The 18,316-nt window shown below is 57.4% G+C and carries 17 protein-coding genes; 6 read left to right on the forward strand and 11 right to left on the reverse strand.

Annotated elements, in window-relative coordinates:
• Window positions 1-94 precede the first annotated feature (94 nt).
• The 5 genes from damX (at window position 95) to trpS (ending at window position 4,806) form a co-directional block, all read left to right on the forward strand.
• Window positions 95-1,456 carry a cell division protein DamX gene (damX, locus tag MT962_RS15845; RefSeq protein ID WP_247366036.1) on the forward strand — a complete coding sequence of 454 codons (1,362 nt, stop codon included), beginning with the start codon at window positions 95-97 and terminating at the stop codon, window positions 1,454-1,456.
• A 67-nt stretch (window positions 1,457-1,523) separates the two neighbouring features.
• A complete protein-coding gene (gene dam / locus MT962_RS15850) occupies window positions 1,524-2,336 on the forward strand; it encodes an adenine-specific DNA-methyltransferase (protein WP_024558190.1) in 813 nt (270 codons plus the stop codon).
• A gap of 41 nt (window positions 2,337-2,377) precedes the next feature.
• Complete coding sequence (gene rpe, locus MT962_RS15855; RefSeq protein WP_024560244.1) at window positions 2,378-3,055, forward strand: ribulose-phosphate 3-epimerase; 678 nt, start codon at window positions 2,378-2,380, stop codon at window positions 3,053-3,055.
• A complete protein-coding gene (gene gph / locus MT962_RS15860) occupies window positions 3,048-3,809 on the forward strand; it encodes a phosphoglycolate phosphatase (protein ID WP_024558188.1) in 762 nt (253 codons plus the stop codon). The genes rpe and gph overlap by 8 nt, the downstream gene beginning before the upstream one ends.
• Complete coding sequence (trpS, locus tag MT962_RS15865) at window positions 3,802-4,806, forward strand: tryptophan--tRNA ligase (protein ID WP_024558187.1); 1,005 nt, start codon at window positions 3,802-3,804, stop codon at window positions 4,804-4,806. The genes gph and trpS overlap by 8 nt, the downstream gene beginning before the upstream one ends.
• 59 nt (window positions 4,807-4,865) lie before the next feature.
• Here the strand turns inward: trpS and MT962_RS15870 are convergent, their stop codons facing one another.
• The 11 genes from MT962_RS15870 to tsgA form a co-directional block, all read right to left on the reverse strand.
• Window positions 4,866-5,036 carry a YhfL family protein gene (locus tag MT962_RS15870; RefSeq protein ID WP_024558186.1) on the reverse strand — a complete coding sequence of 57 codons (171 nt, stop codon included), beginning with the start codon at window positions 5,034-5,036 and terminating at the stop codon, window positions 4,866-4,868.
• 194 nt (window positions 5,037-5,230) lie between these two features.
• Window positions 5,231-5,962: a GntR family transcriptional regulator gene (locus MT962_RS15875; protein ID WP_024558185.1), complete on the reverse strand. Its 732-nt coding sequence runs from the start codon at window positions 5,960-5,962 to the stop codon at window positions 5,231-5,233.
• 101 nt (window positions 5,963-6,063) lie between these two features.
• Entirely contained in the window at window positions 6,064-6,849 is a 786-nt protein-coding gene (gene frlD / locus MT962_RS15880; protein WP_024558184.1) for a fructoselysine 6-kinase, read from the reverse strand.
• A complete protein-coding gene (frlC, locus tag MT962_RS15885) occupies window positions 6,846-7,676 on the reverse strand; it encodes a fructoselysine 3-epimerase (RefSeq protein WP_029590551.1) in 831 nt (276 codons plus the stop codon). The genes frlD and frlC overlap by 4 nt, the downstream gene beginning before the upstream one ends.
• Window positions 7,677-7,727: 51 nt before the next feature.
• The gene (gene frlB, locus MT962_RS15890) at window positions 7,728-8,750 is read right to left on the reverse strand and encodes a fructoselysine 6-phosphate deglycase (RefSeq protein WP_188724132.1); all 1,023 of its coding nucleotides are present in this window, start codon (window positions 8,748-8,750) and stop codon (window positions 7,728-7,730) included.
• 21 nt (window positions 8,751-8,771) lie between these two features.
• The gene (frlA, locus tag MT962_RS15895; protein WP_024558181.1) at window positions 8,772-10,112 is read right to left on the reverse strand and encodes a fructoselysine/psicoselysine transporter FrlA; all 1,341 of its coding nucleotides are present in this window, start codon (window positions 10,110-10,112) and stop codon (window positions 8,772-8,774) included.
• Window positions 10,113-10,406: 294 nt separating this feature from the next.
• Window positions 10,407-11,780, reverse strand: a complete 1,374-nt coding sequence (cysG, locus tag MT962_RS15900; RefSeq protein ID WP_247366038.1) for a siroheme synthase CysG — start codon at window positions 11,778-11,780, stop codon at window positions 10,407-10,409.
• Window positions 11,781-11,801: 21 nt separating this feature from the next.
• Complete coding sequence (gene nirC / locus MT962_RS15905) at window positions 11,802-12,605, reverse strand: nitrite transporter NirC (RefSeq protein WP_024560248.1); 804 nt, start codon at window positions 12,603-12,605, stop codon at window positions 11,802-11,804.
• Window positions 12,606-13,013: 408 nt separating this feature from the next.
• The gene (gene nirD, locus MT962_RS15910; RefSeq protein WP_024558178.1) at window positions 13,014-13,340 is read right to left on the reverse strand and encodes a nitrite reductase small subunit NirD; all 327 of its coding nucleotides are present in this window, start codon (window positions 13,338-13,340) and stop codon (window positions 13,014-13,016) included.
• On the reverse strand, window positions 13,337-15,883 hold the full coding sequence (nirB, locus tag MT962_RS15915; RefSeq protein WP_024558177.1) for a nitrite reductase large subunit NirB: 2,547 nt from the start codon (window positions 15,881-15,883) through the stop codon (window positions 13,337-13,339). The genes nirD and nirB overlap by 4 nt, the downstream gene beginning before the upstream one ends.
• Before the next feature lie 371 nt (window positions 15,884-16,254).
• Window positions 16,255-17,442, reverse strand: a complete 1,188-nt coding sequence (gene tsgA / locus MT962_RS15920) for an MFS transporter TsgA (RefSeq protein WP_024558176.1) — start codon at window positions 17,440-17,442, stop codon at window positions 16,255-16,257.
• 281 nt (window positions 17,443-17,723) lie between these two features.
• On the opposite strand from tsgA, the gene ppiA reads away from it, so the two are divergent.
• On the forward strand, window positions 17,724-18,296 hold the full coding sequence (gene ppiA / locus MT962_RS15925; protein ID WP_024558175.1) for a peptidylprolyl isomerase A: 573 nt from the start codon (window positions 17,724-17,726) through the stop codon (window positions 18,294-18,296).
• The last annotated feature ends 20 nt before the right edge of the window (window positions 18,297-18,316 follow it).

Consider the following 18,316-nt stretch of genomic DNA (forward strand, 5'->3'; position numbering starts at 1 on the left):
TATTAGAACGGCCTGTCGCCAGTTTTTGGCGGCGTTTTTTTTCGGGCGATGTGCGTAGCCGCGGGCCGCAATAAGCCTTAGTGTGGGGTGTTAAATGGATGAATTCAAACCAGAAGACGAGCTGAAACCCGATCCCAGCGATCGTCGTCCTGGTCGTTCTCGTAAATCTGCCGACTATGATAACGAGCCGCAGCTGAACATCGATGACGTTGAGCTGGACGCTGAAGATCCGCGCCCTTCGCGCGCCCGTCGCGCTCGTGATGAAGACCGCGTACGCGAAGAGGAAGAGTACGAAGCGGAGGCAGCGGCAGACGAAGAAGTGGTTGAGCGTCGTCCGCGCAAGCGTAAAAAAGCGCCGGCGAAAGGGCCGGTTTCTCGTCAGCACCTGATGATGGCGCTGGGCATTTTGGTGCTGCTGGTGCTGATTATCGGCATTGGTTCCGCATTGCAGGGGCCGTCGACCGATTCCAGCGCGCAAAACCAGTCAGCGGAAAAAAATATCGATCTCGCAGGCGGCGCTAATAACGGCGGCACGCCAGCCGATCAGGCTAACGGTGCGCAGCCGCAGCCAGGTGAAACCTCTGCGGTAAACGCGGCGCCCGGCAACAATCCGCAGGATGTCTCTTTGCCGCCTATTTCTTCCACGCCGACTCAGGGTCAGGCTCAGACGCAGCCTGCCGGTCAACAGCGCGTTGAAGTGCAGGGCGACCTGAATAACGCGCTGACCCAGCAGCAGGGCCAAATTGATAACGCCGCAGCCGGCTCTTCTACGCTGCCGACCGAACCTGCAACGGTTGCCGCGGTAGGCAACAACAATGCCGCTTCCCGTCAGGCCGCGCCGCAGGAGCCCGCTACACGCCAGGCTGCCGCGCCGCAGCGCCATGAGCGCAAGCAAGTAGTGATTGAGCCGGAACCGCGTAATGCGCAGCCGACCCAGAGCAAACCGCAAACGACCGCGAAAGCGCCGACAAGCGAGCAGAAACCTGCAACGACGGCGAAGCGCAGCGAACCGGTTTCCGCGCCTGCCAGCGGTACGGCCTCCGAACCGGTGAAGGCGCCTGCCGCGACTACCGCCGCGCCGAAGGCTTCCGCTCCGGCAGCCACGGCGACGACCAGCGCGCCAAAAGCGGCCGCGCCTGCGCCATCTTCCAGCGCGCCTGCCGCCGCGACGGGCAACGTCGGCTCGCTGAAGTCAGCGCCGTCCAGCCACTACACGCTGCAGTTGAGCAGTTCTTCGAACTACAACAACCTCAACGCGTGGGCGAAAAAAGAGAACCTGAAAAACTACGTGGTTTATCAGACGACCCGTAACGGTCAGCCGTGGTATGTGCTGGTAAGCGGCGTTTATGCTTCTAAAGATGAAGCGAAGCGCGCGGTTGCCACGCTGCCCGCCGATGTCCAGGCGAAGAACCCGTGGGCGAAGCCGATCCACCAGGTTCAGTCCGATCTGAAGTAATGAGTAAAAGCGCAGTATGCTGTCGGAGCCCTTCTCCACAGCGGGGAAAGGTAAAGTCACAAGCAGCATGAAAAAACATCGCGCTTTTCTGAAATGGGCAGGGGGGAAATACCCCCTGCTCGACGAAATCAAACGTCATCTCCCGGAAGGGGAGTGTCTTATTGAGCCTTTTGTCGGCGCAGGCTCGGTATTTCTCAACACAGACTATTCGAGCTATATCCTCGCGGATATCAACAGCGACCTGATAAGCCTCTACAACACGGTGAAAGATCGCCCGGACGACTATGTTAACGAGGCGCGTTTGCTGTTTACGTCGTCGAATAATCAGTCTGAAGTGTACTATCAGTTGCGTGAAGAGTTTAATCAGAGCGCCGATCCTTTTCGTCGCTCGCTGCTCTTCTTGTATCTCAACCGCCACGGCTACAATGGTCTGTGTCGATACAATATGCGCGGCGAATTTAATGTGCCGTTTGGCCGCTATAAAAAGCCCTACTTCCCGGAAGAGGAGCTGTACCGGTTTGCCGAACGGGCGCAGAACGCGCTGTTTATCTGCGAATCGTATGATGCGAGCATGGCGCGGGCGGGCGCGGGATCGGTAGTTTATTGCGATCCGCCCTACGCGCCACTTTCCGCGACGGCGAACTTTACCGCTTACCACACCAATAGCTTTAACCTGGAGCAGCAGCAGCATCTGGCCCAGCTTGCCGAGCAACTGCACAGCAACCGCATTTCGGTGCTTATCTCCAACCACGATACGGCGCTGACGCGTCAGTGGTATCAGCAGGCGAAGCTCCATAAGGTGCGGGTAAGACGCAGCATTAGCAGCAACGGCGGCACGCGTAAGAAGGTGGACGAACTGCTGGCGCTCTATAAAGCCTGAGCCGTTTCGCCCGCCGTAAAACACTTTTAATGGAGAAGCGGATGAAACAGTATTTGATTGCCCCCTCAATCCTGTCGGCAGACTTCGCTCGCCTGGGCGAAGATACCGCCCGCGCCCTGGCCGCTGGCGGCGATGTCGTCCATTTTGACGTTATGGATAACCACTATGTGCCTAACCTCACCATGGGGCCGATGGTGCTGAAAGCGCTGCGCGATTACGGCATTACCGCGCCTATCGACGTGCATCTGATGGTTAAACCCGTCGACAGAATTATCCCGGACTTCGCCGAAGCGGGCGCAACCTACATCACCTTCCATCCGGAAGCTTCCGAACACGTTGACCGCTCGCTGCAGCTTATCAAAGAGCATGGCTGCAAAGCAGGTCTCGTGCTGAATCCCGCCACATCGCTCAACTGGCTCGATCACGTTATGGACAAGCTGGACGTTATTCTGCTGATGTCGGTGAACCCGGGTTTTGGCGGTCAGTCGTTTATTCCGCACACGCTGGATAAGCTTAAAGAAGTGCGTAAGCGCATCGACGCTTGCGGGCGCGATATCCGTCTGGAAGTGGATGGTGGCGTGAAAGCGGACAATATTGGCGAAATTGCCGCCGCGGGCGCCGATATGTTTGTCGCAGGCTCCGCTATCTTCAATCAGCCTGATTACAAAAAAGTGATTGAGGAAATGCGCAGCGAACTGGCGAAGGTAAGCCATGGATAAATTACAGGCCATTCGCGGCGTGGCGTTTGACCTTGACGGCACGCTGGTGGACAGCGCGCCGGGGCTGGCGTATGCCGTAGACAGCGCGCTTTATGCGCTGGAGCTGCCGCAGGCCGGCGAGCCGCGCGTTATCACCTGGATTGGCAACGGCGCGGATGTGCTGGTGCAGCGCGCGCTGAAATGGGCGCGTGAAGAAAAAGCGGCGCAGCGCATTGCTGCCGGGAAACCTGCGCTGGATGCGATGGATATTCCTGAAGAAGAACAGGCTCGCATGCTGCGAAAACTCTTCGACCGCTATTACGGCGAGGTGGTCGAAGAAAGCAGCTTTCTTTTCCCGGATGTCGAGCAGACGCTGCATGCGTTGCATGACAACGGCATGCCGATGGCGCTGGTGACCAACAAGCCGACCCCTTTCGTGGCGCCGCTGCTGGAAGCGCTGGGCATTGCTAAGTTCTTCACCGTGATTATTGGCGGCGATGACGTGACGAACAAAAAGCCGCATCCTGAGCCATTGCTGATGGTGCTGGAAAAGCTTGGGCTTGCCGCGCCGGAATTGCTGTTTGTCGGCGATTCGCGTAATGATATTCTGGCCGCTCAGGCTGCTGGCTGCTGCTCGGTAGGCCTGACTTATGGCTATAACTATGGCGAAGCGATAGCGTTAAGCAAACCCGATATTATCTTCGACCACTTCCGTGATCTTTTGCCCGCTCTCGGGCTACCCCACAGTGACAATCAGGAATTGAAAAATGAGTAAGCCCATCGTTTTTAGCGGCGCACAGCCATCAGGTGAATTGACCATTGGTAACTACATGGGTGCGCTGCGTCAGTGGGTTAACATGCAGGACGACTACCATTGCATCTACTGTATCGTTGACCAGCACGCCATCACTGTGCGTCAGGACCCGGCGGCGCTGCGCAAAGCCACCCTTGATACGCTGGCGCTCTACCTCGCCTGCGGCATCGATCCGAAAAAGAGCACCATCTTCGTTCAGTCTCACGTACCGGAGCACGCGCAGCTCGGCTGGGCGCTGAACTGCTACACCTATTTCGGCGAGCTGAGCCGTATGACGCAGTTTAAAGATAAGTCCGCCCGCTATGCGGAAAACATTAACGCCGGTCTGTTCGACTACCCGGTGCTGATGGCGGCGGACATCCTGCTGTATCAAACGAACCTTGTGCCGGTAGGCGAAGATCAGAAACAGCACCTGGAGCTGAGCCGCGACGTGGCGCAGCGCTTCAACGCTATCTATGGGGATATCTTTAAGGTGCCGGAGCCGTTTATTCCGAAATCGGGCGCGCGCGTCATGTCGCTGCTGGAGCCGACGAAGAAGATGTCCAAGTCAGACGATAACCGTAACAACGTCATCGGTCTGCTGGAAGATCCGAAATCGGTCGTGAAGAAGATCAAACGCGCGGTAACGGACTCCGACGAGCCGCCGGTTGTGCGTTATGACGTGGCTAACAAAGCGGGCGTGTCTAACCTGCTGGATATCCTTAGCGCCGTAAACGGCCAGAGCATCGCCGAGCTGGAGCAGCACTTCGAAGGCAAAATGTACGGTCATCTGAAGGGCGAAGTGGCGGATGCCGTTTCCGGCATGCTGACTGAGCTTCAGGAGCGCTACCACCGCTACCGTAACGATGAAGCCTTCCTGCAGAGCGTGATGAAAGAAGGCGCGGAAAAAGCTCGCGCCCGCGCGTCTGAAACGCTGAAAGCGGTTTATGAAGCCATCGGCTTTGTCGCCCAGCCGTAAAAAACAAAAAAACCGGGAAATTTCCCGGTTTTTTTATGCCTGCGCTTAGCGCTTGTCTGTTACTGGTCTGCCGCCGGACCACAACCGCCAATGATTCTGGAGATTGAAATCGCCGGGTGGAGCAGATAGTCATAGCTGCAATCTTTCTTTTTGTTTTCAACGTGCCCGGAGCAAGCGGTGAGAGTTGAGAGCGCGACGGCCAGAACAGCCAATTTCATCATACGATTCATCATGTATCCCTTTAGATTAAGTAGTCCTGAGAGTGGCTATGAATTACTCGTTAATGCATAGCGGAAGAGATATAAACGCTTTGCAGGGTTCTCCGTCAATGTCCCCTGAAATGCTGCCTGCAACATAAAAGACTGCATTCTCTTCATCATCTGGTACAGGAAAAGGGATAAGCGAAACGCGCTGGCTTAAAGCTTCAGCGGCGCTGGTTATCGATAGTCAGGCTGACGCGGTTGGCCCGGCAGAACAATTCGGAAATGTGCACGGGACGATCGTGCTGATCGAAAGCGATTTTACTGATGCGAAACAGCGGCTCGCCCAGTTCGCATTTAAGCCACTGCGCTTCAGATTTGGTGGCGGTGAAAATATCGATGGTCTTTTTATCGCTCACCACGCGCGTATCGAACCGCTCCTGAAAAAGCTGGTAGGTCGAGGCGCCCGCAGTGTAAATCTCGTCGAAACCCGGGTAGCGGGCAAGCGGGATCCAGGAGCCGTCGATAAACAGCGGCTCGCCGTCAAGATACATGACCCGGCGCAGCAGGAACATCTCGCTGCCGCCCGGAATGTTCAGTCTTTCGCAAAACGGGTCGGCGCTCACGCGTGCCTGCTCTATCACCTCTTCTTTGGTCGGTTTGCCCTGCGATACGCCGAAATCGGTAAAGCCGCTCACCGTCAGCAGCGCGTTCTCCACTTTCTTGCTCTGCACAAACGTGCCTTTTCCCTGCCAGCGGATCAGCACGCCATCTTTAACGAGGTCGCTGATGGCTTTGCGGATAGTAATGCGGCTAACGTTGTAGAGTGCGCAGAGCTCGCTTTCGGTTGGGATTTGCTGGCCTGCCTGGTAGACGCCCTGCGCTATCTCATCAAGCAGGCGCTGACGCACGGTGGCGTAGAGAAGTTGGTGGGAGTAGCGCTCCGTAGCTGGCATGAATCGACCCTGAAGTTGTAAAAAGCGTGGGGTTGATTATAGGAGCCTTTATTGTGGAGTAACAGGGCGTTGGCGTGAGGCTCGTCACGCCAACGCAGACCTCACCACGCGCCGTGGTAGCCGATGGTCCTTGCGGCGCACTGCGTGCCCTGCTTCATGGCGTCGTGCAGCGGCAGGCCTTCGGCGATGGCGCAAAGGAAACCGGCAATGTAAGAGTCCCCGGCGCCCATGGTATCGACCACCTCCACTAACTCCGGCGGCATCCGCCAGAACTGCTTACCGTCCCACGCCAGGCTGCCGTTTTCGCCGAGGGTGGCGATAGCCGCGCCCGCGCCGCACTGCACCACCGTTTGCAGCCGATCGCGCAGCCACGGCGTGTCGTCGTTCGCGGAGGCGAATACGTAGTCCAGATGCTCCGGCAGCGTGCGCCACAGCGGGCTTTCCCATTTGTCGGCGAAATCAAACGAGAGGATTTTCCCGGCGGCTTTCAGGGCAGGGAAGGCCGTTTCGGCATGGCCCCAGATGGCGGAGTGGATGATGTCAAAGCTATTCAGCCAGGCCAGATCCTCTTCATTGAGCGCAAAATTCGCCATTACGCCTTCGGTATAGTCGCCGAGGATGCGGTCGTTGTTGCGCAGCTCCACCTGGGTTTGCGCCGTCACGCCCGGCTTCACGCGCAAGCGAAACGTATTCACCCCCTTTTGCTCCAGGTCACGCCTGAGCATTTTGCCGTAATCGTCATCGCCTACCCAGCTTACGCAGGTGGGCTGCATGCCGTAGCGGGTGCTGTAAACCGCCACGTTCACGGCGTTGCCGCCGGAGAAAGCCTTGCCGAGCTGCGGATAGATATCGACGCAGTTATCGCCTACCGTCGCCAGCTTTTTCATTGCGCCTCCTGCGTCAGCAGTTCGCGAAAGCGCGACAACGCCTTGCGGGCATACAGCCGCGGCTCGTTCATATACATCGTCACCAGTTCGATGGTGCAATAGCCGTCATAGCCCCGGTCGAGGATATCGCGCATCAACTCACGCAGCGGCATTTTGCCTTCGCCTGGAATGTAGTGGCTGTCGCTTGCGCCGTCGCTGTCGACGATATGCAGATGACGCAGCTTATCGCCAAGCTTGTCGAAATAGCTCATTACCGGTTCGCCCTGCACAAACGGCGCGCAGATATCGACCATGCTGTAAAGGCGCGGCGAAGGCACGAGCGAGAGCGCGCGCAGCACATCGTTAGCGTTGCAAACCACGTTGGATTCATACGGCGTGAGCGGCTCCAGCAGCAGATCCATGCCGATATCTTCCGCGAAATCGCATAATTCGCGCAGGTTATCAGCAAGCCGCTGCCAGATGGCGTCCGGCGTGGCGAGGTAGCCCGCATGGGCGGCGGAAATCAGCGTAAAGCCCGCCTCCATCTCTTTAGCCATCTCCATGGCGAGCTTAATCATGTCGAGGCTTTCGCGGCGCATCCGTTCATCGCCCAGCATCATGTTATACGGATAGCCGTTAGTTTCTGGCGTATAGCCGATGATCGGCATCTGATAGACGCGGGAGAGTTCTTTAACGTGGCGGATGCCGCCCGCGTTTAAGTCCGGCGCGAAGGCGTGCGGCCTGCCGCCCCATAGCTCCAGCCCGTCGTAGCCCAGTTCGTGCGCGTCGCGAAAGGCGTGCTCCAGCGGTAAACGCTGATGCCCGCAGGTAAACATACCCGTTTTCATACCCTTCTCCTTGCATGAATGTCCCGGCCTCCGCAGAGGCCGGGCGGGGGATTAATACTCGACAATGCCGCCGTAGTAGCGACGGTCGTCCGGGTTGTGGTCTTTGTAAATAGAGAGGTAGTAGCAGAGCCACTCCATCGGCACGAACATCAGGAACGGCGCGAGCCATGGGTGCAGCCCCTGGGCAATCTCTTGGTAGTCGATAACGATGACATTATCGGTACGCTCGCGCACGAAGCGGATGGCGCGTTCGGTGGTGTGGCGGCTTTCATCGTTGCCCAGCAGGAAGAGGAACGGCACGCCCGGCTCGACAATTTCCAGCGGGCCATGGCGGAATTCGCCGCTCTCAATCACCGAGCCGTGAGTCCAGGTAAATTCCATTAGCGTGACGATGCCCTCTTTGTAGCCAAGCGGGCGCAGCGGGCCTGCGGAAACGGTGTAGATCATCGGCCACTGCGAAGCCTGCTCGCCAAGCTGACGGCCCTTGTCTTCCCAGGTGCGCACCAGGTGACCCAGCGCCTGCGGCAGCTTGCGCAGGTCGTTTTTGATTTTGCCGATTTCGGCGTGCGGCGCGAGACGGGTGATCATCTCCAGCACTACGCTGTAGCAGAGCAGCAGATGGATTTCCCAGATGCAGTCCGCTTCATACGCCACCACATGTTCAGCCGCATGAACAATCGGGCTGTCCGGGCGTTTGGTGAAGGCGGCGGTGAGCGCGCCGCAGGCGGCGCCCAGCTCCAGCGCCTTGATCACCTCTTCGGTTTTGCCGTAATCGGACACGCCGATAACCGCGCATTTTGCGTCGAGACGGTAAGGCGTGTTGTCACAGAACTCCCAGCCGGAAACGGCGTAAACCTGCAGGCTGGAGAAGCGGTCCGCCAGATGCTTCGCTGTCTGCGCGGCGTTGAGCGGCGAGCCGCAGGCGACGAAGTAGATGCGGTCGATGCCGCGCTTGATCATCTCATCGACGATAGCGTGCACGCGCGGCACATCCTTCTCCAGAATCTTTTCCACTTCCTGCACCATATTTTCGGTTACCAGGAAATCCACGGTGCTTTTATCGATATTCAGCATGAAACAACTCTCCAGACAGGGTTAGGAAACATGAGCCAGACGGCGGTTGCGCTTTTCCCAGAAGGCGTAAGCGGGCAGGCCAGTGGCGATAACAATCAGGGCGCAGATTAGGCCCGGGACGGGCGCCCACACGAAGGTGGAAGCGACCAGGATGAGGCTTGACGCGATGGCGGCGAAGGTCATCAGACCAAAGGCCGGGGTGCGCCACAGCGGTTTGTAATCCTCACGTTTGCGACACCAGATGATGGAGCCGAAGGTGAGGGTGTTTTTGAAGCACATCACCAGCGTGAAGTAGCCGAGCAGGCTGGTGAGGTCGGAAACAAAGATAAAGAAAATGCCGAGCGCGCATTGCAGGATGATGGAAACATCCGGCGTGTTGTATTTCGGGTGTACGTGGCCGAAACATTTGAAGAACAGGTTATCTTTCGCCATCGCATACTCGAGTCGCGGCTGATACATCACGCAGCTGGAAAGCGAGCCCAGAATCACGATCATCGCGGTGACGGCGACGAAAACGCCCGCCACGCTGCCAAGCGCCGGAATATAAGTCAGCGCGTCAGAGATAGGCGTGCCGGAGGCGGCGAGCTTGTCAAACGGCATCAGCCCGGAGATAACCAGCGCTAACAGCGAGTAGAGCACCAGCACCAGCAAACAGGAGCCAATCAGCGCCCGCGGCATCGTTTTGCCGGGGTTTTTGATTTCGCCGGTCATGTAACAGATGGACGCCATGCCGGTATAAGACCAACTGGTGGCGGAAATACCCGCCAGCAGCGCCATGATGCCCGCCGCCGCGCTGGTGGTCGCCGCTGTCGCAGGCGCCGCGAAGTTATCGCCTTTCAGCCAGAAAATGCCGACGCCGATAACGATGGCGAAGGGGATGATTTTGGCGATGGTGATAAGCGTCTGGAACGTCGCGCCGCCTTCTACCGAACGCAGGTGCAGCAGCATAAACGCGAGTATTAACCCGGTGGCGATAAGCTTGCCGGTGAACGGGTCTATCGCGACCAGAAAACCGAGGTTGCTGACTATCGCCAGCGCCATAATGGAGAGCGAAGGCGCATCGTTCGCCCAGAAGCTCGCCCAGCCAGAGAGAAACGCCAGCGGCCGGCTGCCGGCGTTTTTCAGGTAGACATAATCTGCGCCGTTTTCGGGATAGGCGGTAGAGAGCTCCGCATAAACGCACATCTGCGGGATCACAATCAAACCGCCAATGACGAAAGCGAGCACCGTGAGCCACGGGGAGCCTGCCGCTTTCGCCACTTCACCAACCGAAACGAAAATACCGGAACCGACGGTCGTTCCGACGGAAATGGCCAGCACGGCCCAGAAGCCGAGCTTGCGTTGGAGTTCCTGGCCTTCCATATCGTTACCTTTTTTAGTTTTCAAATGGAGTTGTAGGGGTTCAGAGCGCGTCGCCTGGATGAAGGCAGCAGGAGGCCGCATGACCCGAAACGGCGCGGGTCATGAAGAAATCGCTATGCTGTTTTCATGATGAGATGACGCATAACGAATATAACAACATATGATGAATTGTATTGGCGAGATGGATCACAAAATCGCCACTTGTTAGCGGCATGTAACGCCTTATGGCGACATCTTATTGAAAGATAAGGAAAGAAAGTAGCGGGCAAGCACAGCTAGCCCGCACAGGGAGGTTTATTTCGAAGAGAACCAGTTGAGTTTATTACGCAGCGCGACCACGCGCCCGACGATAATCAGGCTCGGGCTTTCAACCTGCTGCGCCAGTTCGCCAAGCTGCATGAGCGTGCCGTCGACCACGCGCTGCTTGACGCTGGTGCCGTTTTCGACCAGCGCAACCGGCATAGCGGCATCCATCCCATGTTCCAGCAGTTTTTCCTGAATGGCGCCCGCCTGGTTTAAGCCCATATAAAACACCAGCGTCTGTTTTTCCGCCGCCAGGTTATGCCAGTCCAGCTCGCCGCCAGTTTTCAGATGGCCGGTGACCAGCCTCACGCTCTGGGCGTGATCGCGGTGGGTGAGCGGAATGCCGGCGTAGGCGGAGCAGCCGGAGGCGGCGGTAATGCCCGGCACCACGGAGAAGGGAATGCCTGCGTGGCACAGGGTTTCCAGCTCTTCGCCGCCGCGCCCGAAGATAAACGGATCGCCGCCTTTCAGGCGCACCACGCGTTTGCCGCGCTGGGCCTCGCGCAGCAGGATCTGGTTAATCTCTTCCTGCGGCACGCAGTGGTAGCCAGCGCGTTTGCCGACAAACACGCGATCGGCGTCGCGGCGCACCAGATTCATGATCTCATCGGAAACCAGGCGATCGTAAACCACGATGTCCGCCTGTTGAATCTGCTGCAGCCCTTTTAGCGTCAATAACCCCGGGTCGCCGGGACCTGCGCCCACCAGCACCACTTCACCGCGGTTTTCCAGCGGTTCGCTGAACAGCGTTTCGGTAATATCCGCCACGTTGGGTTGGTCATTATTGGCGAGCGACTGGGCGAGGCGGTCGTTAACAAACAGTTTTTCCCAAAAACGGCGACGTTCGCTCATGGTGGCGAACGTCGCTTTCACCCGCTTGCGCAGCTTGCCTGCATAGCGCGCCAGTTCGCCGATGTGCTGCGGCAGTAGCGCTTCGAGTTTTTCCCGCAGCAGGCGGGCGAGCACTGGCGAGGTGCCGCCGGAGGAGATTGCCACCATAAGCGGCGAACGGTCGATGATAGAAGGCATGATGAAGCTCGCCTGCTTTGGCGCATCCACCACGTTGCAGAAAATTCGGCGCGCTTCAGCAGCGTCGCTCACCTGTTGGTTAACGGCGTCGTCGTCCGTAGCGGCTATCGCCAGCCAGCAGGTATCGAGCAGGCGGGCGTCGAATTCGCCCGCCGCCAGGTGCAGCATGCCCTGTTGCGCCCAGACCTGAAACTGCGGCGTGAAATCCAGGGCGTTAACGGTGACGATGGCTCCTGCCTCCATCAGCAGACGCGCCTTGCGTTCTGCCACATCCCCGCCGCCAACCAGCAGGCAAGGACGATTGCGTAACTGACAAAATATGGGCAGGTGATCCACGGCTTATCCTTCTTATCGGGCTTATCGGACGGTTTCAGTAGCGGTCTGCGCGGCAGGCTGCGGGCGCTCTGCGCGCGGGGTAGCATACCAATAACCTAAACCCATGAATACGACGCCGGAAAGGGTATTCCCGAGAGTTACCCACAACAGGTTATGGCCGATGCCGGAGAGGGTATAGGCTTCGCTGTGATGACCAAACCATGAGAGCGCGAAGAGCGTCATGTTGGCGACGGAGTGTTCGTAGCCGGAGGCGATAAAAGCCAGCAGGCACCACCAGATAGCGATGAATTTCGCCGCGCCTTCGGTGCGGATAGCCATCCAGATAGCAAGACAGACCAGCCAGTTGCAGAGCGCGCCTTTAAAGAACAGCACGGTGGCGGGCGCGGTGGTTTTGGCGAGCGCTACGGTGTGGACGAGACTGGTATCCACCGGCAGCAGGCTGCCGCCGCCCCAACTGTAGAGCAGGGCGACAAACACCGAGCCTACGAGGTTGCCAAGCCAGGTTTGCGGCAGAATGGCCCACATCTGGCCGTGGCTGATAGCGCCCGCTTTAACGCCAAGCGTCAGGAACATGGTGTGGCCGGTGAAAAGCTCGGAGCCTGCGATGATAACGAGCGTGAGCGCGATGCCGAACGTGGCCCCCATCACCAGCGGGCGCACTGACGGGTCAAGCAGGTTGCCGAGCGTGAAAATCAGGATGATGCCAAGCCCTACATAAGCGCCCGCCATGGCGGAACTGACCCAGAAGCCCAGCGGATTATTTGCCGAGAGGCGAGCGATGCGGGCGGCATTCGCCGCGCACTTGTTGATCGTATCGGTAAACATAGTGGTTATCCTAAAAAGTGAGTGAAATCAAAACGTAAAAAGGTTCGCCTTATGGCGGCGCGGCGGTTTTCCGCACGCGTAATCGTTGTTGTCCTTAACTGACGCTCCGGTAAGCAGAACGCCGATGGAACATTTTTAATGAGCGGAGGCTTGTGCCTCTCTGCTTTACTGCTTTTCTTCGCGTGGCGCGAAGGCACGGGAAAAAACGGGTGGGTGCGCTTATTCATCCTGCCTTGCGCTTGCCCCTCACCCTGGCCCTCTCCCCGGACGGGAGAGGGAACCGGGCAGTGCCGAGCCTGGCGTAAAATTTCGCGCGACCCGCTGTCTCCATGTCAGAGAGCGCGTAGGACGGGTAAGCGAAGCGCGACCCGCCTGAAACCCTGAAGGCGTTGTTGTAGCCTTTCTGGGTTACGCCTTCACCTGCACCTGACCGTCCTTCACGCGCGCCTCAAAATGCGCGACAGAACGGCTTTCATCTTCCATACACAGCCCGTCGCGCAGGCGGAAACGCTGCTTTTTCAGCGGGCTCGCCACCCACAGCTCGCCCTGATGTTCAGCGATGATGCCGCGGGAGAGGACGCTCGCTTCAAAGAACGGGTCGATATTGCTGATGGCGTAAACCTCCTCGTTGGCGCGAGGGCGGAAAATCGCGACCTGTTTATTGCCAAGCAGGGCGCAGACGCCGGTTGCCGGGATAATGTCATCAAGCTGGCAGACGGTGTTCCACTGGCTCATACAGTTTCCTCCTCCACGAAGGTGACCGGAATGCGCTCATACGGCGTGGCCGGACGGTGTTGCTGGCGCTCCGCCACGACCTGCACGTTCGGGTCGCGACGATCGCTGTTGATAAAGTGTTTGAAGCGAACCTGCGCCTGCGGGTTGTTGACCGTTTCAGTCCATTCGCAGATAACCGCTTCGCGCAGACGGGCCATCTCCGCTTCCAGCTGTGCGTTCAGACCCAGCTTGTCGTCGATGATGACGCTCTTCAGGTAGTTGATGCCGCCTTCCATTGCGTCCAGCCATGGCGCGGTGCGGGTCAGCTTATCCGCAGTGCGGATGTAGAACATCATGAAGCGGTCGAGGTAACGCACCAGCGTGTCGCGGTCGAGATCCGCCGCCAGCAGATCCGCGTGGCGCGGTTTCATGCCGCCGTTGCCGCACACATACAGGTTCCAGCCTTTCTCGGTGGCGATAATGCCGACATCTTTGCCCTGTGCTTCCGCGCATTCGCGGGTGCAGCCAGAGACGCCAAATTTCATCTTGTGCGGGGTGCGGATGCCTTTATAGCGGTTCTCAAGTTCAACCCCCAGGCCCACGCTGTCGCCGACGCCGTAGCGGCACCAGGTGCTGCCGACGCAGGTTTTCGCCATACGCAGCGCTTTAGCGTAAGCGTGGCCGGTTTCAAAGCCCGCGTTGATAAGCTGGCGCCAGATCTCCGGCAGGTCGTCTTTGCGCGCGCCGAACAGGCCGATGCGCTGGGAACCCGTGATTTTGGTGTAGAGGTTAAACTCGCGGGCGATGCGGCCTACTTCCATCAGCCCCTCGGGGGTGATTTCGCCGCCGGCGGAGCGTGGAATGACTGAGTAAGTGCCGTCTTTCTGGATATTCGCCAGGAAGTTGTCGTTGGTGTCCTGCAGCGGAGTGTGCTGCGGTTTCAGCACATATTCGTTCCAGCAGGAGGCAAGCAGCGAACCAACGGTGGGTTTACACACTTCGCAGCCATAGCCGCTGCCGTATTTCGCCAGCAGTTCGTCGAAGGTTTTGATCCCTTCCACGCGAATGAGGTGATACAGCTCCTGACGAGAAAAAGCGAAGTGTTCGCACAGGTTATTGGTTATCTCAATACCCTGTTTAGCCAGTTCGGCGTTCAGCACCTGCGTCACCAGCGGGATACAGCCGCCACAACCGGTGCCGGCTTTGGTTTCCGCTTTCAGCGCCGCAACGGTGTGGCAGCCGCGGCCGATGGCGGCGACCAGGTCGCCTTTGGTCACATCGAAGCAGGAGCAAATCTGCGCGCTGTCCGGCAGCTTATCCACGCCGATGGCTGGTTTGCCCTGGCTTGCATGCGCAGGCAGGATCAGCGAATCCGGGTTTTCCGGCAGTTCGATGGCGTTCAGCACCAGTTGCAGCAGGTTGCCGTAATCGCTGGTGTCGCCCACCAGCACGGCGCCGAGCAGGGTTTTGTTGTCCGCGCTCACCACGAGGCGTTTGTAGACCTCTTTGCTTTCATCCAGAAAGACGTAGCTGCGGGAGTTCGGCGTACGGCCATGCGCGTCGCCAATGCCGCCCACGTCAACGCCGAGCAGCTTCAGCTTGGCGCTCAGATCTGCCCCTTCGAAGGCGTTGGCGTTGCCAAGAATATGGTCGACCGCGACCTGCGCCATTTTGTAGCCCGGTGCCACCAGCCCGTAAACGCGGCTGTTCCAGCTGGCGCATTCGCCGATAGCGTAGATATCCGGGTCGGACGTCTGGCACTGGTCGTTAATCATAATGCCGCCACGCTGGGCGATAGCAAGATCGCACTGTTTCGCGAGCTTATCGCGCGGGCGAATACCGGTGGAGAACACAATGAAGTCCACTTCCAGCTCGCTGCCGTCGGCAAAACGCATGGTTTTACGCGCTTCAACGCCTTGCTGAACGATCTCTTGCGTATTTTTGCTGGTGTGAACTTTCACGCCCATGCTTTCAATTTTGCGACGCAGCTGTTCGCCGCCCATCTGATCAAGCTGTTCGGCCATCAGCATCGGCGCGAATTCGATAACGTGCGTTTCCACGCCTAAGTTTTTCAGCGCCCCGGCGGCTTCCAGACCGAGCAGGCCGCCGCCCACTACCGCGCCGCGCTTACTGCGACGCGCGCAGGCTTCAATGGCGTTCAGGTCTTCAATGGTGCGGTAGACGAAGCAATCCTGGGTTTCCGCGCCTTTGATAGGCGGGATCCACGGATAAGAGCCGGTCGCCATGATCAGCTTGTCGTAATAGACGCTGCGTCCGGAGCTGGAGTGAATCACCTTCTCCTGACGGTTAATGGTAATGGCGCGTTCGCCCACCAGCACTTTCACGCCGTGTTTTTCGTAAAAGCCTTCACGAACAAGAGAGAGTTCTTCAGCGGTATGGTGAGAGAAGTAAGAGGAGAGATGCACGCGGTCATAGGCGATGCGCGGCTCTTCACAGAAGACGGTAATGTCGAACTGGCCCGGTTCGGCTTTGTCGAGAAGGTCCTCGATAAAGCGGTGGCCGACCATGCCGTTACCGATAATAGCGAGTTTGACGTTGCTCATTTTTGCCTCGATTTCTTTTCTATTACTGCCTACCTTAACGATTCAGCACCCCCGCTTATTGATATGGATCAAGTGCGCTTCTATATACCCATTAAGAGGTATATGTTTGATTTTCCTTTTATTTTCTAAGTTATGGAAATTTCTGGAAATTCACGTTTGAGGATTTTCTGAACAAAAAAGGACAATTAAGGCGGCGAGGCGCTAATTTTTTCACAAGGTGTTAACAACTAAAGAAACTGACCAGAAATGCCTGTGAAGGGGAGGCCATGCGCAAGAGGAAAAGCGTTAACCGGGGACGGAGCGGCGTTCATGGCTGAACGCCGGGATCTGAACGATGTCCCCTTCCAGGCGGAAAGGGGACATTAGGCTTATTAGTGCGCGGCGGCGGCGGCCGAGTGCTGGCGATGACGAGTCACAAAGCCCAGCGCGAAGCACATAACAAACACCACAGCGTAAAGGCCGTTAGCGGTAAACAGCGCAGCCTGCGCGCCGTGATTCGCCACAATCGGGCCGGTCACGATAAAGGTCAGCATGGTGCCGACGGTGCCGCAGGTCAGGATAAAGTTAACCAGCTTCGGCGAGGCGACTTTGGTCTGCAGCGAGCCCAGCGTAATGATGGTGGTGTAAATCGCGCTGGAGAAGAAGCCCAGCGCCAGGATGAACCACGACATGTGCTCCGGTTTGCTGGTGATGAAAAAGTACATCAGCACCGTGGCGAGGCCCGCCAGCACGGTCAGGATACGCTGCAAGTCAAAGAAGCGCAGTACGAAGCTGAACACCCACATACCTATCATGTAAGACATCCAGAAGTTGCTCACCAGCGTACCGGCGTCATTCAGATTCATGCCAAGACCTTTGGTGGCGTACTCCGGCACCCAGCCGATAAAACCGAGCTGACCCAGAATGTAGCAAAGCGCAGCGATGGAAAGGAACAGCACGCCGACGCCCCATTTTTCTTTCGCAACCGGCAGATCGGCTTTCGGCGCATGTTTGCCGAGCACCGGAAAATCGCAGCCGAAAGTCAGGATGAAGATAGCGACGTAGACCAGACCGATGCAGGCGTACACCCAGTACCACTCAATGGCGCGCGCCAGCAAGAACGCGGCGACCATCGGGAAGATCATCCCGGCCATACTGAAGAAGGAGTCGGTAAACAGCAGGCGGGAACCGCGCTGACGGCCTTCATACATATGGGTGATAAGGAAGGTGCCGATAGACATGGTGATCCCGCTGACCAGGCCCAGCACGAACATTGCCGCGGAGAACAGCGCAAGGCTCTGGCTGTACATCAGGGCGGCAACGGCGACAACCATCAGCAAAAAGCCGAAACGCAGTTGGGTTTTCAGCGGCACAATTTCCATCAGCCAGGCGTTCAGGAAGATAGAGATAAGAATGCCGGCGTTAAGGAACGTAAAGGTATTGCTCATGCTGGATACAGGCAGATGAAAATACTCTGCAATGTTGCCCATCACCATGCCGGTGACGATAACCAACGCGCCGGTTAACGCGTAGGAGAAGAAACTGATCCATGTGAGTCTGATGCGGTTACTGTTAGTCATGGGGAGCCTGTGCATAGATATGTAAAGCGCGTTGACAGCGCCGGAAGCATGCGCATTTTATGCTCGAACGTGATCCAATTAAACATTGAGATACTTTTTTGCTGCAACTTATCTGTTATTACTTGAGATCTATCACATAAATTAACCGGTCAGGATAAAGTGATAGCGACAATGCGGGTTTTTAGCGTTACGTAAAGCCTGGTAAATCGCTGGCACGTTAAACAAACGCTCTTTAGAATCGATCCACTTGCATTCATCACTGCCCACGTAAGGAATTTTTCATGTTTAAAACGACTCTGGCGGCTGTCGCGGCTGTGTTTGCTCTCTCTGCGCTTTCTCCGGCCGCGCTGGCGGCGAAAGGCGATCCACGCGTACTGCTCACCACTTCAGCAGGCAACATCGAGCTGGAGTTAAACAGCCAGAAAGCCCCTGCAACGGTGAAGAATTTTGTCGATTACGTGAACAACGGTTTTTATAACAACACCATTTTCCATCGCGTTATTCCGGGCTTTATGGTCCAGGGCGGCGGTTTTACGGCGGACATGCAGCAAAAAACCACGAACCCGCCGGTGAAAAACGAAGCGGACAACGGTCTGCCGAACACGCGCGGCACCATCGCTATGGCCCGCACCGCCGATAAAGACAGCGCCACCAGCCAGTTCTTTATCAACGTGGCCGATAACGCTTTCCTGAATCACGGCCAGCGCGACTTTGGTTACGCCGTATTTGGTAAAGTTGTGAAAGGCATGGATGTGGCCGATAAAATCGCTCAGGTGCCGACGCACGATGTGGGTCCGTACCAGAATGTGCCGTCAAAACCGGTAGTTATCCTCTCTGCGAAAGTCCTGCCTTAATCTTTTCCGACGCGGGTGGC

It is taken from the genome of Franconibacter sp. IITDAS19 (assembly GCF_023079515.1).
GTDB lineage: Bacteria > Pseudomonadota > Gammaproteobacteria > Enterobacterales > Enterobacteriaceae > Franconibacter > Franconibacter pulveris.